The organism is Pseudomonas sp. NFACC41-3 (assembly GCF_900109505.1).
Taxonomy (GTDB): domain Bacteria; phylum Pseudomonadota; class Gammaproteobacteria; order Pseudomonadales; family Pseudomonadaceae; genus Aquipseudomonas; species Aquipseudomonas chlororaphis.
The window spans coordinates 644,042-656,677 of the sequence record NZ_FOAE01000001.1; the positions used below are offsets into that span (position 1 = coordinate 644,042).

Annotated in this window: 14 protein-coding genes; 8 read left to right on the forward strand and 6 right to left on the reverse strand. The window is 58.9% G+C overall.

All coding sequences use genetic code 11. The features are described from left to right. Positions 1 to 362 precede the first annotated feature (362 nt). From BMY68_RS03010 to BMY68_RS03030, 5 genes are all read right to left on the reverse strand, one after another. Positions 363 to 746, reverse strand: a complete 384-nt coding sequence (locus BMY68_RS03010) for a type II toxin-antitoxin system HicB family antitoxin (protein WP_085530363.1) — start codon at positions 744 to 746, stop codon at positions 363 to 365. Positions 747 to 980: 234 nt separating this feature from the next. Next, entirely contained in the window at positions 981 to 1,262 is a 282-nt protein-coding gene (locus BMY68_RS03015) for a hypothetical protein (protein ID WP_085530364.1), read from the reverse strand. Between the two features lie 355 nt (positions 1,263 to 1,617). Continuing rightward, positions 1,618 to 1,974: a DUF7079 family protein gene (locus BMY68_RS03020; protein ID WP_085530365.1), complete on the reverse strand. Its 357-nt coding sequence runs from the start codon at positions 1,972 to 1,974 to the stop codon at positions 1,618 to 1,620. Further along, the gene (locus BMY68_RS03025) at positions 1,959 to 2,741 is read right to left on the reverse strand and encodes a hypothetical protein (RefSeq protein WP_063429476.1); all 783 of its coding nucleotides are present in this window, start codon (positions 2,739 to 2,741) and stop codon (positions 1,959 to 1,961) included. Before BMY68_RS03025 ends, BMY68_RS03020 begins: the two co-directional genes overlap by 16 nt. A gap of 10 nt (positions 2,742 to 2,751) precedes the next feature. Next, the gene (locus tag BMY68_RS03030) at positions 2,752 to 3,297 is read right to left on the reverse strand and encodes a PAAR domain-containing protein (protein WP_085530366.1); all 546 of its coding nucleotides are present in this window, start codon (positions 3,295 to 3,297) and stop codon (positions 2,752 to 2,754) included. A gap of 331 nt (positions 3,298 to 3,628) precedes the next feature. Here BMY68_RS03030 and BMY68_RS03035 point away from each other — a divergent pair, with 331 nt between their 5' ends. After that, the gene (locus BMY68_RS03035) at positions 3,629 to 3,892 is read left to right on the forward strand and encodes a hypothetical protein (RefSeq protein ID WP_085530367.1); all 264 of its coding nucleotides are present in this window, start codon (positions 3,629 to 3,631) and stop codon (positions 3,890 to 3,892) included. Positions 3,893 to 4,151: 259 nt separating this feature from the next. Next, positions 4,152 to 5,597, forward strand: a complete 1,446-nt coding sequence (locus BMY68_RS03040) for an ATP-dependent nuclease (protein WP_085530368.1) — start codon at positions 4,152 to 4,154, stop codon at positions 5,595 to 5,597. Positions 5,598 to 6,107: 510 nt separating this feature from the next. Here BMY68_RS03040 and BMY68_RS03045 read toward each other — a convergent pair. Next, positions 6,108 to 6,656 (reverse strand): YniB family protein, encoded by a 549-nt coding sequence (locus BMY68_RS03045; RefSeq protein ID WP_085530369.1) that lies wholly within the window; start codon positions 6,654 to 6,656, stop codon positions 6,108 to 6,110. A gap of 147 nt (positions 6,657 to 6,803) precedes the next feature. Between BMY68_RS03045 and BMY68_RS03050 the strand changes: the two genes are divergently transcribed. From BMY68_RS03050 to BMY68_RS29795, 6 genes are all read left to right on the forward strand, one after another. Further along, positions 6,804 to 6,953, forward strand: a complete 150-nt coding sequence (locus BMY68_RS03050) for a hypothetical protein (protein WP_307669563.1) — start codon at positions 6,804 to 6,806, stop codon at positions 6,951 to 6,953. Between the two features lie 185 nt (positions 6,954 to 7,138). After that, positions 7,139 to 7,792, forward strand: a complete 654-nt coding sequence (locus BMY68_RS03055; protein WP_085530371.1) for a peroxiredoxin — start codon at positions 7,139 to 7,141, stop codon at positions 7,790 to 7,792. Positions 7,793 to 8,059: 267 nt separating this feature from the next. Then, positions 8,060 to 8,728, forward strand: coding sequence for an ABC transporter ATP-binding protein (locus BMY68_RS03060; RefSeq protein WP_085530372.1), 669 nt, complete (start codon positions 8,060 to 8,062; stop codon positions 8,726 to 8,728). Position 8,729: 1 nt separating this feature from the next. Continuing rightward, on the forward strand, positions 8,730 to 11,210 hold the full coding sequence (locus BMY68_RS03065) for an FtsX-like permease family protein (protein ID WP_085530373.1): 2,481 nt from the start codon (positions 8,730 to 8,732) through the stop codon (positions 11,208 to 11,210). Next, positions 11,200 to 12,282 carry a lipocalin-like domain-containing protein gene (locus tag BMY68_RS03070; protein ID WP_085530374.1) on the forward strand — a complete coding sequence of 361 codons (1,083 nt, stop codon included), beginning with the start codon at positions 11,200 to 11,202 and terminating at the stop codon, positions 12,280 to 12,282. The genes BMY68_RS03065 and BMY68_RS03070 overlap by 11 nt, the downstream gene beginning before the upstream one ends. Before the next feature lie 203 nt (positions 12,283 to 12,485). After that, positions 12,486 to 12,623: a hypothetical protein gene (locus BMY68_RS29795; RefSeq protein WP_164485835.1), complete on the forward strand. Its 138-nt coding sequence runs from the start codon at positions 12,486 to 12,488 to the stop codon at positions 12,621 to 12,623. Positions 12,624 to 12,636 lie beyond the last annotated feature (13 nt).

Below are 12,636 nucleotides of genomic sequence, written 5' to 3' on the forward strand. Positions count from 1 at the left end.
ATTGTCTTGGGGGCATATCCGTTGCTGCGGTAACGGCGGCTTAGGGTTCCGCCCTTACGGCGGGTCACTTTTGGCAAACGCCCCAAAAGTAACCAAAAGGTCTTGCCCCACCACTCGGTCCCTCGCCTAGGCTCGGCATGCCCTCACTCCGGCATTGATCCGTGGGCCGCCGCCACAGGCCATCCATGGCCTGGGGCGGCTAACCCGGCATCCCTGCCGGGTTACCCACGGCTCAATGCCTGCGTTCGGCCATCGTGGTTAACGGGGCTTTTAGATCAAAAGCCAAAGCAAGAGCAGAGCAAGACGGCGGCCTGCCGGCCGGTCTGGGGTTTTGGGGCTGGGTGTAGGGCGCTTTTCGGTCTTTACCGCCCCAGCTTTTCCATCGCCGCATCCGCCAGGAAAGACGACCGGCTCTTGATGTTGTGCTCGCGCACAAAGCGGTCGATGCGTTGAATCACGTAACCCGGTAGGGTCACATTGACCTTCTCGGTTTTATCGATAGCCAGCATGCCCCAGCCCATCCCTTCGAAGTCGGGGTTGGCGCGGTGTGTGCTGGTGGGCGAGGGCAGGGGAATGGCTTGTCCCTCACGGGCCAGTTCTTCGAGCATGACGTGGGCGATTTCGATGGCGGCGCTATACGCGGCCTCGAAGGTATCGCCGGCGGTGACCGCGCCAGGAATGTCGGGAATCTGGATGCCGGTAGCCGTGTGCTCGTCGCCCCACTCGATGCTGATGGGATAGTGCACGGGGATCTCCTCATAAGGTGCGAAGGCTGAGTCGGCGGCTTGGGGTTGACGCTCCCTGTAGCCGCTGCCGAAGAATGAGGCTGCGATCGGGTTGGGCGGCATTCCGACGAAGCGCCCGCCAAACCTGACGACGCGGTGTAACAGGTAAAGCCGGGAGGCCGGATATGCGTCTGCTACGCAGTCGATCGCAGCCTTCGGCAGCGGCTATAAACAGCCTCCCTGGCTCAATAGCGTTCAGGCCTCCTGCGCCGTGCGCCACTGAATCACCTCCAACACCGCACACCCTTCCCGGGTCAGCAAATGCACCCCTCGCGTCACCCGCGCCAGATCGCAGTCGGAAATGTCTTTCAGGTTAAGCGTGGACAGGCTGTCCATCAGGTCGCGCACCACGGTGAAGCGATGGGCTGCGCTGCTGGCCAGATCGTTCAGGGAGGCTTGGGTATCGAGGTAGAAAACCGCTTGATCGGCGTCGTGGGTGTCGACGGGGATGAAACGAGAAAGTGGCTGGTCAATCATCGGTGCAGCTCCTGTGTAGGGAGCAATCACCTGTGTTGCCGACGACGAGGAAAATGACCGTTGTACGCGTATATGACGACCGGAGAATCACCGCGCACAGCCGTCATAACATCCTGTCGCGAGCACCAGATAGGTGACTGCAAAGGTGTTGTGAGTGCTGATGTTGCGTTGTAATTCGACCGGCCAAGGTCGTTCGCGAATTTAGCTGCGACGCCGAACTATAGGAGCGGCGCTTAAGCGCTGCAACCGCACGCTGGCTGAGATGTTTGAGTGGTTGTGTCGGGGCGTTGGCGGCGACGGCGGTGGGGCGTAGTTACATTGACTTGACGCCCTAATGTCCGTCCATAACCGAACCTCAAAGCCTGCAAGAAATTTCCTTCCAGATATAGCCGTAGTTGTATTTCAGCCAGAGAACCAGCGCTTTATCAAACTGCCTGCGAAACCAATTGTTCTCCCTCGCCGCGAGCCTTTCTTCGATCATCGCGTTGAGTGAGTCAGGATCAAAACCCGTCCAAACAGAGGGCACGGCTGCCGCAATATTGGTGAAACACACCGGTGCAACTTCTGAATAAAGGATCTCGTACAGCACGTCAGGATCGACGTCTTTTACTTCCTTGGCTATGGAGTCGTAATCCACCGGGAAGTCATTGAACGGATCAGAAAGTGCGGTTCTGACCTTTGTCAGTTCAGGTTCACTTAGAAAATGTCCCAATGCGAAAACTCCTCTAGTTCCTCATCGAGAGAATCCGCGACTGCTTCCCCTGCGACGCCGCCTGCGACCGATCCAACCAAGATAACCGCAATCGCGCAAATGGGGGCACCAGGTCCACAGAGCGCGCTGACTCCCATCCCTGCAAGGATACCTCCGACTGCACCACTGCCGACGATAATGCCTTGGCGCGCCGTCTCTTTCGGCTTGTTTTCAGCATTCAAGATTTGATAAGTCGCCAGAGCAGCCGTCACGAGAATGCCGAGTTTCCCCATGATCAGCATTTTTTGAGTGCCTTTCGTGAACTTAACATCGTCCCGGCCGGCAGCTTCCAAAATGGTGTAGTGAACCTTCGACTGCTCTGCAGCCGAAAGACTGTTGTAGGGTTTATTGAAGAGTCGCTCCGAGTAGCGGTCAAAGAGCGATTGCAGCGTCCTGCCATCAGCTTTTTTCTTTTGGACAATCGCTAAACCCTGCGCAGAGGTGAATTTGCGATGCTCCATCATGATTTTGTTTCTCATCTCATGACTGAACTGCACGCCTTCTTGCGCTGTAATCTTTCCTGCTTTCACATCATCCAATGTTTGCTGAGACATGCGTTTGATGTTTTTCAGATAACTCGCCCTGACTTTCTCATCAGAGATGGCATCCAAAGAGAACCTCAGTGCAGCGCCTTCCATCAGCTCTAGTGCTCTATCGAGCGGAGAGTCTTTTAAAGCGTGCTCACGCTGAACAACATAGCTGCCAGTGACAATGTACGGCTCTGTCATAGGATGTTCCTTATCCTAGAATTTTGTTCAATAAGCTCTCGGTGAGAGAGGGGGCCTCAGCAGGCGCTTCATCTTCGAACTTGAGCATCAAGCACGTCTTGCCCGATGGGTTCGAAAACTTCACGGTATTTTCTTTATTAAACACGCCTGGGAGTGATGAGCCATCGTCAAAATGAGCGGTGCACGATAAGCCCTCATAGCTTTCGTCAGCAGGAATTCTGAAGCCGATCCATCTTGCATGGCCGGCTAAAAGCTCAGGAGAAATGAATTCGCAGGGTGTATGGGTATCACCAATGATCACCGTACTCGATCCACCGATGACGATGCTGCCATGGGTTCCCCCCGTATCGATGGTGGCGGCATTTTTGCCGTTTATGAAAACGCTTGAAGACAGACCCGACGACAACGCACTGCCACAAGTACAAGTGTCGCCCTGGCGTGCAGCGGGTAGGCCATCGAAAAGCACATCAGAAGAGCCTGTCGCGATAGGGTTGGTACCGTGCCCTGGCATAGGGCAACTAGATGGGTCGCTCTTACGCGCCGCTGGTTTAGCCATGATGACCTCCTGTCAAAAACTCGTGAGCGTCACAACCTATCACGAATGCCACACTCAATTAGTAACCCTCGCATAAGACGCTAGGGACAGAAATGTACAAAATGCTCCGCTTTTAAAAACTACGAGTCCGCTTTCGGCCAAAAGCAGTCATTGCGTAGATGCTGAATTGGACGCTATGAGGCTGGTGGCACACAAGCAGTAGACGTGCTAATTGGGGAAATGCGAGCCTGTGGGCGCCATAGCTTCGGCTATGTGGCTGCTGCCATCACGCCGGGTCGTGCTAGTCGGAATCAATAGCGGTTCGAGTCACAAACAGAAAGGAACGCCTACCATGCTGAAGATCGACATCGCCCAAATCAAGCCTGCCAGTGACGCCGTGCAGGCAGCTCAGGGGGTTATGCAGGATATTAATAATGAGCTGACCCATCTAGAGTTGGAAAGACCCCGGGATGCTGAAAAAATCCGTCAAGCCAAGGAAGCGTTAGAGATTGCCAGAGGGCCATATCTGACGGCTCTATTCGAACTGTCCGTGAAGGTGCACGAAGTGATCAAGGCCGCTGATCTGGCCGAGCAACAAGCCAGTGCTGAAGGGTAAGGGCGCTGCGTTACCGGTAATGTCACGTATGTTCAAGAGCCCCCACACCTTGCCCCGGTGTGGTTTCTTTGTGGTCCAGGGATGATGCTTGAGCGTGGATGCATTAGATGAGGGGGGATGCTGATCAAAGAAAATTTGCCCCACTCATATTGGTTGTGGGGCGAAGTTTACGGCCGTAGCATGGTGGCGCATTTTGCCATCACTGGACGTTACCCGAATGCTTCTGAAGATACCTCACATCGAATGATAAGGAAGTGCCATGGACGAACATGAAATCCACCAAATCCGTCAGCAGTTCACGTCAAATGGTTGGCCACAGTTTCTGAATAGAGTCAAAATTAATGGGCTAAGAAGCTGGGAGGGTTCTGTTGTTGATTTCAGGTTCCCTATTGTTGCTATTGTTGGGGAAAACGGAACCGGGAAGAGCACCTTATTAAAAAGCGCTGCCTGTGCCTATGACAATGATGATGTATCAAAAAGATTCGACCCTTCGGACTTTTTTTTGCAAACTTTCTGGGACACTATCGAAGGAGTGTCACTTGAATACAATATTACTCGCGGGCCTAATTCAAACGACTATCGGATTACTAAGCCTTCGAAACGTTGGCGCAAGCAGATCAACCAACCAAAACGAAATGTATATCTACTAGATATATCAAGAACGCTACCAATCGATGCGTCTGTGGGTTATGCAAAAATTGCACGGCTCGCTAGCGGAGAGATATCAAGTAACGTTTTGAGTGATGATTACAGAATAAAGTTATCACATGTGCTTGGTCGAGATTATAATGTGGCCCGATTTGCTGTTTCGGATGTCGATAGAGGTAGAAACGTTGGTCTCTTGACTTCTGGCGGTGCTGAAATATCTCAATACCATCAAGGCGCCGGCGAAGATGCTACCTTGGATACTTTTCTTATTCTAGAAGGTTTGCCAAACAACTCATTACTTATCATTGACGAAGTTGAAGCCTCTCTTCATCCTAAGGCTCAAAGGCGACTTGTAAGATTTCTTCTGTGGCTATGTAGGCAGAAAAAAATTCAAGTTATTTTGTCGACTCATAGCCCCTATGTTTTAAATGAACTTCCAAAAGACGCTCGAATCCTTTTAATGCCATCACCGCAAGGTGTCAACGTAATTCAAGGCGTTTCCACGGAGCTTGCAATGAGTGCTCTGGATGACGAGGTTCATTCTGAACTTGATGTTTATGTTGAAGATAATTCTGCTCATGTTTGGCTACGGGAGATTTTGGCGTCTAATGAGGAGTCATCTCCTTTATTGCAACGTATCTCCATCTACCCTGTTGGTGCAGCAAATGTAGTAAAGACTATGGGGAAATTGGCAGTAGACGAAAAGTTGCCGCGAAAAGGTCTTGGAGTGGTCGATGGGGACCACAGGGATGAAATTTGTTCATACTTGCCTGGCGAGGTCGCACCAGAAAGATTTGTCTATAGTCAACTCAGAGACTCGCAGTGGGCTGAGTTGCCAGAGCGCTTTGGTGTAGGGGCGGGAACTCTTTTTACAGTGTTAGAAGATGTTATGAGAGAGCCCAACCATCATAAGTGGAATACGTTGGTTGGTGACAGAATTAGAAAAAGCTCCCAAAGTGTTTGGGAGACGATGGTGGATGAGTGGTGCAAGGTCTGTCTCACAGATGGCGAACGCCAGAGACTTGTTGAAGATATAAACGTTGCATTGAATCGGTGAAAAATAAGATTCAATAGCGCTTTCGGAAGGTCCTTTCGCAACAGGCAAACCAAGCTCAACTGAGCATGGGTTGCCTGTTCGAATATTTTACTGTAACGCTGTAGAAGTTTTCGAATAGTGGGCTATAGAGTCAGTGCATGTGTAGCATTCCCATGACGTCCGGTCCATCCCCGTTGACCCATGTAACGTAATGTTTGGGGATGTTCACGTTGGCATGCCCCATCGGTTCAGCGATCCTATCGGCTGAGGCAATGCCCCTCCTCAGAAACTCATTGCTTAGGTGTGCCGGTAGGAGAAATCATCGCGAGGGGCGCTTTTTGGCTGTCTCCACCTAATCAGTTGAATGACCGCTATTGGCCGTTTGCTGCCGATTATGATCATTGCCGCATGTGGACCATTTTGTGTTTTGGCTCCCATGGCGACTTCATGTATTAGAAAGATCTCCATGATTTGGCGAAAATTCATGGAGATCTATTACCGAGTACAGAAGAGCTCGACCCACCACCGGACCTACAAAATCCGCAACACCCACAACACCCCAACGTAAACCACCCCAATCCCCACCGGCAGCACACAAAGCACCCGAACCTGCGAAAAAAACGAAGGCACGGCCTCCACCGGAGTCGACTCCTCCAGTTGCTGCAACGTCATGACCGCGACACCTTCCTCCGCTGGGGCATTGAGCCGCGCCTGGATCAGCGGTTCGACTTCTTCGACTTTGCGCATCAGGGTCCGGCCCCAGGTGAACAGGGCGGCGCCGATGAAGATCAGCAGGTAGATCACCAGGAATTTCCAGTGGGGCGGGTTGCTCAGGCGGATGAAGTCGGGGGTTGGGCTGTTGTCCCAGAACCAGTCCAGGGGGCGGGTGTTTTCGTAGACGGTGAACATGAAGTTCTTGATCGGGCGGTTGATGGTCGCCGCGGCGGTGGTGTAGCTGTCCAGGCGCCAGTGGAGCATTTTCAGGGTGGAAAACACGGTGGAGATCAAGGCGCCGGTAAACAGCAATGCGCCTGCGGCGATAGCCAGCCGGTATTTCAGTTGGGCCTGGGTGTAATTCATCTGTGCGTCCTGCGATGAAGAAAAGGGCCGCAATACTAATAGTTCGTTGCCCCTGGCCGATAGGGGCGGCGCTGGCTTATGGGCTGCCTTTGGGCCTCGAGGGTTTCAGCCGGCAGGGCTGCGACGAACGCTATCGGCGGCTCGGCCTTGCTGTACAACCTGCCGAAATGGGACATGGCCCTGCGCCTGCGTAACGTCTTCGACAAGGACTATTACGCCTCGGCCCATGGTTCGGTGGACCTGATCACGCCGGGCGCGCCACGCACCCTGGAACTGAGCGCCAACTACCGGTTTTGAAGGCCTACCCTGAGACCAAAGCCCGGCAGTGCGACACTGCCGGGCTTTTTTGTCTGCGCTCGCCTTGCCTGATGGGTCTCCTATACTCATTCGCGCCGACAGGTTCACGCCGTACCCGAACGCCGCCGCAACAGCCGTCAGCTCCCTGACAACTACCCCTCCCAGTCACTGCAAGGAGACCAAACATGGCAATCCGCATTGGCGACGAAGCACCCGATTTCACTGCCGACACCACCGAAGGTCCGCTGCATTTCCACGAGTGGATCGGCGATAAGTGGGCAATCCTGTTTTCGCACCCCAAGGACTTCACCCCGGTGTGCACCACCGAGCTCGGTTATATGGCCAGGCTCAAGCCGGAATTCGACAAGCGCAATACCAAGATTGTCGGGCTCAGCATCGACCCGGTCAGCGACCATAAAGCCTGGGTCGGCGACATCCAGGAGACCCAGGGGCATGCGGTCAACTACCCGATGATCGGTGACGAAAACCTGGTGGTGGCCAAGCTCTACGACATGATCCACCCCAATGCCAGTGGCGGCGCGCGCACCGCCGTGGACAACGCCACCGTGCGTTCGGTGTTCATCATCGGCCCGGACAAGAAGGTCAAGGCGATGCTGGTGTACCCGATGAGCGCCGGGCGCAATTTCGATGAAGTGCTGCGCCTGCTCGATGCCCTGCAACTGAATGCCAAGCACACCGTCGCCACCCCGGTGAACTGGCGCCCGGGCGAGGATGTGATCATTCCTACCTCGGTATCCGACGAGGACGCCCGGAAGAAATATCCGCAAGGCTTCAAGACGTTGAAGCCCTATCTGCGGGTCGTGGAGCAACCGAAGTAACCACCACCGACAAGGGCTCGCTCACGGAGCTGGCCTGCGGGGATGACGCGACGCCGACAGGGTTCACCCGGCAGACCGCCGGCGCGGCGTTGCAGTCACCTCCAGGCATGTCCATGGGGGCGCCTTTAGCCCGGATGGGCAGCCACTGCCCATCCGCGGTTCGAACAGTCCGTCGATACCACTGAGTGCCGGGCGGGGTGCGCCGCGAACCTTCGTGGCCTGACAAGCGCTATCCTTGAGCCTTCCTTCCGCTGCCAGAGCCCACCCATGCTCGATGTTCAAGCCGTCCGCAAAAGCTACGCCACGCCCCAGGGCCCGTTGCCAGTGTTGCAGGGTGTCGACCTGCACCTGGAGCAGGGCGGCAGCCTGGCGTTGATGGGCGAATCGGGCAGTGGCAAGAGCACCTTGCTGCATCTGATCGCCGGCCTGGACAAGGTCGATGGCGGCAGCATCCGCATCGGCGGGCAGCAGCTGGAGCGGATGAACGAACACCAGTTGGCCAACTGGCGGCGCACCGAAGTCGGGCTGGTGTTCCAGCAGTTCAACCTGATCGGCAGCCTGCGGGTGGAGGACAACCTGGGGTTCCAGGCGCGGCTGGCCGGGCGTTTCGATGGGCGTTGGCAGGCGCAACTGGTGGAGCGTTTGGGCCTGGGCGGTCTGCTGCGGCGTTACCCGGAGCAACTGTCCGGCGGCCAGCAACAGCGGGTGGCCCTGGGTCGCGCCCTGGCCGGCAAACCACGGCTGCTGCTGGCCGACGAACCCACCGGCAGCCTCGACGAAGCCACCAGCGACGACGTGCTGCAGCTGTTGCTGGAGCTGCTGGCCGAGACCCCCACCAGCCTGTTGATGGTCACCCACAGCCAGCGCGTGGCCAGTCGCCTGGGGCGGATCGCATTGCTGCAGGGCGGGCGTCTGGCCGGCGCAGGCGAGCGCTGAGGTGCGGGTGTTCTGGCACAGCCTGCGGGCGCTGCTCAGCCATTGGCGGCGGCACCCAGTGCAGTTTTTCAGTGTGCTGACCGGGCTGTGGCTGGCCACCAGCCTGTTGACCGGGGTGCAGGCGCTCAACAGCCAGGCGCGGGACAGTTACGCCAAGGCCAGCCAGTTGATTGGCGGCGCGCCCCAGGCCAGCCTGGCCACGGCCAATGGCGTGGCGTTTTCCCAGGAGCTGTTCGTCGGCCTGCGCCGGGCCGGCTGGCCGGTGTCGCCGGTGGTGCAAGGCCGGTTGACGCTCAAGGGCCATGCACAGCAGCGCCTGCAATTGCTCGGGATCGAGCCGCTGTCGTTGCCGGCCGGTGCGGCGGTCGCCGGCCAGGTGCTGGATTCCGCGCGTATGGTCGAATTCGTCAGCCCGCCGGGCAGCACCTGGATCGCCCCGCAAACCCTGCAAGCCCTCGGCTACCGCGAAGGCGATCGGCCGGTGACCGCGAGCGGCCAGCCACTGCCGCCGCTGCACAGCCAGGCGGATATGGCGCCGGGGTTGCTACTGGTGGATATCGGTTTTGCCCAGCCGCTGCTGGGTTTGCCGCAGCAGCTCTCACGGCTGCTGTTGCCGGCGGATTTCGCCGCCAGCGCGCCGGCCTTGCCCGATGCGTTCAAGGGCCTGCTGGTGCTCAAGCGCGGCAGTGAGGAAAACGATCTGGCGCGCCTGACCGAGAGCTTTCACCTGAACCTGGATGCCCTGGGTTTCCTGTCGTTCCTGGTCGGCCTGTTTATCGTCCACGCCGCCATCGGCCTGGCCCTGGAGCAGCGGCGTGGCCTGCTGCGGACCTTGCGCGCCTGCGGGGTCAGCGCGCGGATGCTGATCGCCTGCCTGTGTGTCGAACTCGGTGGCCTGGCCTTGCTCGGCGGCTTGGCCGGGGTGCTTAGCGGCTACCTGCTGGCCAGCGTGCTGCTGCCGGATGTCGCCGCCAGCCTGCGTGGCCTGTATGGCGCCGAGGTGGCGGGGCAGTTGAGCCTGAGCCCCTGGTGGTGGTTGGGCGGGATCGGTCTGAGCCTGCTCGGCGCCTTGCTGGCGGGGGCCAACAGTTTGCTGCGGGCGGCACGCTTGCCGTTGCTGGCGCTGGCCGATCCCCAGGCCTGGCACCAGGCACATGCCCGCTGGCTGCGGCGTCAGGCCTGGGTGGCGACGGCCCTGATCGTACTGGCGGGCGCGGCCTGGACCTGGGGCGACAGCCTGGGCAGCGGTTTCGTGCTGATGGCGGGCTTGCTGCTGGGCGCGGCCCTCGGTTTACCGGTGCTGCTCAATGCATTGCTCAGCGCGCTGCTCGGGCGCAGCCGTTCGGTGCTCGGGCAGTGGTTCCTCGCCGATTGCCGGCAGCAGTTGCCGGCCCTGAGCCTGGCGTTGATGGCGCTGCTGCTGGCCCTGGCCGCCAATATCGGCGCCGGCAGCATGACCGCCGGTTTTCGCCAGACCTTCGCCGACTGGCTCGAGCAACGCCTGAGCGCTGAGCTGTACATCAACCCGCAGACCCCGGCGCAGGCGCGGGAGCTGCAACGCTGGCTGCCCGAGCAACCTGCCGTTGCCGCGGTGCTGCCGGTCTGGCAGGTGGCGCTGCAGCTGCAAGGCTGGCCGGCGGACCTGTACGGGGTGGTCGACCATACCAGCTACCGCCAGCACTGGCCCTTGCTCGAAGCCCTGGGCGAGCAGCCCTGGACCCAGCTGGCCAGCGCCGACACCCTGATGCTCAGCGAGCAGACGGCGCGCCGGCTCAAGGTGCGGCTGGGCGATCGGCTGGAGATTCCCGTGCCCGTGGGGCAGTGGGCGCCGCAAGTGGTGGCGATCTATGCCGACTACGGCAACCCCAGGGGCCACCTGCTGGTGAATGCCGAGCACTTGCTGGCGCATTGGCCGCAGCTGACGCCCAACCGCTTTAACCTGCGCATCGAGCCAGCCGCCGTGGCGCCGCTGGTCAGCGCCTTGCGGCAGCGCTTCGGTCTCGACGACAGCCGCATGGTCGAGCAGGCGCAGCTCAAGGGTTGGTCGAGCCAGGTATTCGAACGCACCTTCGCCGCCACCGCCGCGCTCAACAGCCTGACCCTGGGGGTGGCCGGCGTGGCGCTGTTTATCAGCCTGCTGACCCAGAGCCAGAGCCGCCTGGGCCAGCTTGCGCCGCTGTGGGCGCTGGGGGTAAGCCGGCGCCAGCTGATGCTGCTCAACCTCGGGCAGACCTGGCTGCTGGCGCTGCTGACCTTGCTCCTGGCGCTGCCGTTGGGCATCGCCCTGGCCTGGTGCCTGGACACGGTGATCAATGTCCAGGCCTTCGGCTGGCGCCTGCCGTTGCGGGTGTTTCCGTTGCAACTGGTGCAGCTGCTGGCCCTGGCGGTATTGGCCACCTTGCTCGCCTCGGCCTGGCCGTTGCTGCGCTTGTATCGCAGCCAGCCGGCGGATCTGCTCAGGACTTTCGCCCATGAAGATTGAACGGCTGCTTGGCCTGTTGCTGGTGTTGGCCCTGTGCGGTTGCGATAAAGGCGACGAGCCGGCGCAAGGTTTCGCCGGCCTGGGCGAGGACGCCGCGGCGTTCACCCAGGTGGTGCCGGGGCGGGTGTTCAGCTTCCCGGCGGACCATGGCGTGCATGACGGTTTTCGCATCGAGTGGTGGTACCTCACCGCTGACCTCAAGGCCAGCGACGGCCAGCGCTTCGGCGTGCAGTGGACGCTGTTTCGCAGCGCCTTGCGCGCCGAACCCGACCAGCCCGGCTGGCAGGCGCCGAATGTCTGGCTGGGCCACGCCGCGGCGACTTCGGCCACTGCCCATCACGCCGCCGAACGTTACGCCCGCGGCGGGGTGGGGCAGGCCGGGGTGACGGTGCAGCCGTTCAAGGCCTGGATCGATGACTGGAGTTTCAGCAGCCAGTCCGCCGACGCCAACGCCGACCCGCTGGCCCATATGCAACTGCAAGCCAGCGGCGCGGGTTTCGCCTACCGCTTGCAGCTGCGCAGCGACCGGCCCCTGGTGCTCCAGGGCGAGGCGGGCTACAGCCGCAAGTCCGAGCAGGGCCAGGCGTCCTATTACTACAGCCAGCCGTTTTTCCAGGCCGAGGGCAGCCTGCAGATCGACGGCCAGACCTATCAGGTCAGCGGCCCGGCCTGGCTCGACCGCGAATGGAGCAGCCAGCCCCTGGCGGCCGGGCAGAGCGGGTGGGACTGGTTCTCCCTGCACCTGGACAGCGGCGAACGGCTGATGCTGTTCCGCGTGCGGGAAAGCCACAAACCGCCCTACATCACCGGCACCTGGATCGAGCCCGACGGCCGCACCCAGACCCTGCACAAGGACGATATCCAGCTCACCCCACTGGAGGACTCCAAGGTGGCGGGACGCACGCTGCCCACCCGCTGGCGTTTGCGCATTCCCGGCCACGGCCTGGATATCAATGCCGAGGCGCTCAACCCCAAGGCCTGGATGAACCTGCGCATTCCTTATTGGGAAGGCCCGGTGCAATTGAGCGGCAGCCATGCCGGCAGCGGTTATCTGGAAATGACTGGCTATTAACGAGGTATTCGTGAGGGCCGGTCATTAGTTATTTGCCCAATATTCATTTATCTCTCGCGTCAAACTGTGAGTGGTTTTCTGTTGAACTAATAAAGTGTCGATTCATGATTTCGACTCAATATTCTTTTCCCCGGCGCAGCATTTATCTTTTTTCGCAAAGACGGAGAATTCGCTCAACTTAAATATCACTGAGGTTCTCCGCCATGTTCAGCCTGAAAAAATCCGCAGCCCTGTTCCTTGCCTTGTTGGCCTTGTCTTCCGTGGTTAGCGTGCAGGCCGAGGAGTCCGGCGCCTTTGTCGAAAGAAACCGCGCACTGAGCGCGGGCTCGGCACAAAACTGAAGTTTAAAGTTCA

Bases quoted from the DNA above. Each gene is read 5' to 3' on its own strand.
- BMY68_RS03015 (WP_085530364.1), bottom strand. From the start codon at position 1,262: ATGATTGACCAGCCACTTTCTCGTTTCATCCCCGTCGACACCCACGAC.
- BMY68_RS03025 (WP_063429476.1), bottom strand. From the start codon at position 2,741: ATGACAGAGCCGTACATTGTCACTGGCAGCTATGTTGTTCAGCGTGAG.
- BMY68_RS03030 (WP_085530366.1), bottom strand. From the start codon at position 3,297: ATGGCTAAACCAGCGGCGCGTAAGAGCGACCCATCTAGTTGCCCTATG.
- BMY68_RS03035 (WP_085530367.1), top strand. From the start codon at position 3,629: ATGCTGAAGATCGACATCGCCCAAATCAAGCCTGCCAGTGACGCCGTG.
- BMY68_RS03040 (WP_085530368.1), top strand. From the start codon at position 4,152: ATGGACGAACATGAAATCCACCAAATCCGTCAGCAGTTCACGTCAAAT.
- BMY68_RS03045 (WP_085530369.1), bottom strand. From the start codon at position 6,656: ATGAATTACACCCAGGCCCAACTGAAATACCGGCTGGCTATCGCCGCA.
- BMY68_RS03055 (WP_085530371.1), top strand. From the start codon at position 7,139: ATGGCAATCCGCATTGGCGACGAAGCACCCGATTTCACTGCCGACACC.
- BMY68_RS03060 (WP_085530372.1), top strand. From the start codon at position 8,060: ATGCTCGATGTTCAAGCCGTCCGCAAAAGCTACGCCACGCCCCAGGGC.
- BMY68_RS03070 (WP_085530374.1), top strand. From the start codon at position 11,200: ATGAAGATTGAACGGCTGCTTGGCCTGTTGCTGGTGTTGGCCCTGTGC.
- BMY68_RS29795 (WP_164485835.1), top strand. From the start codon at position 12,486: ATGTTCAGCCTGAAAAAATCCGCAGCCCTGTTCCTTGCCTTGTTGGCC.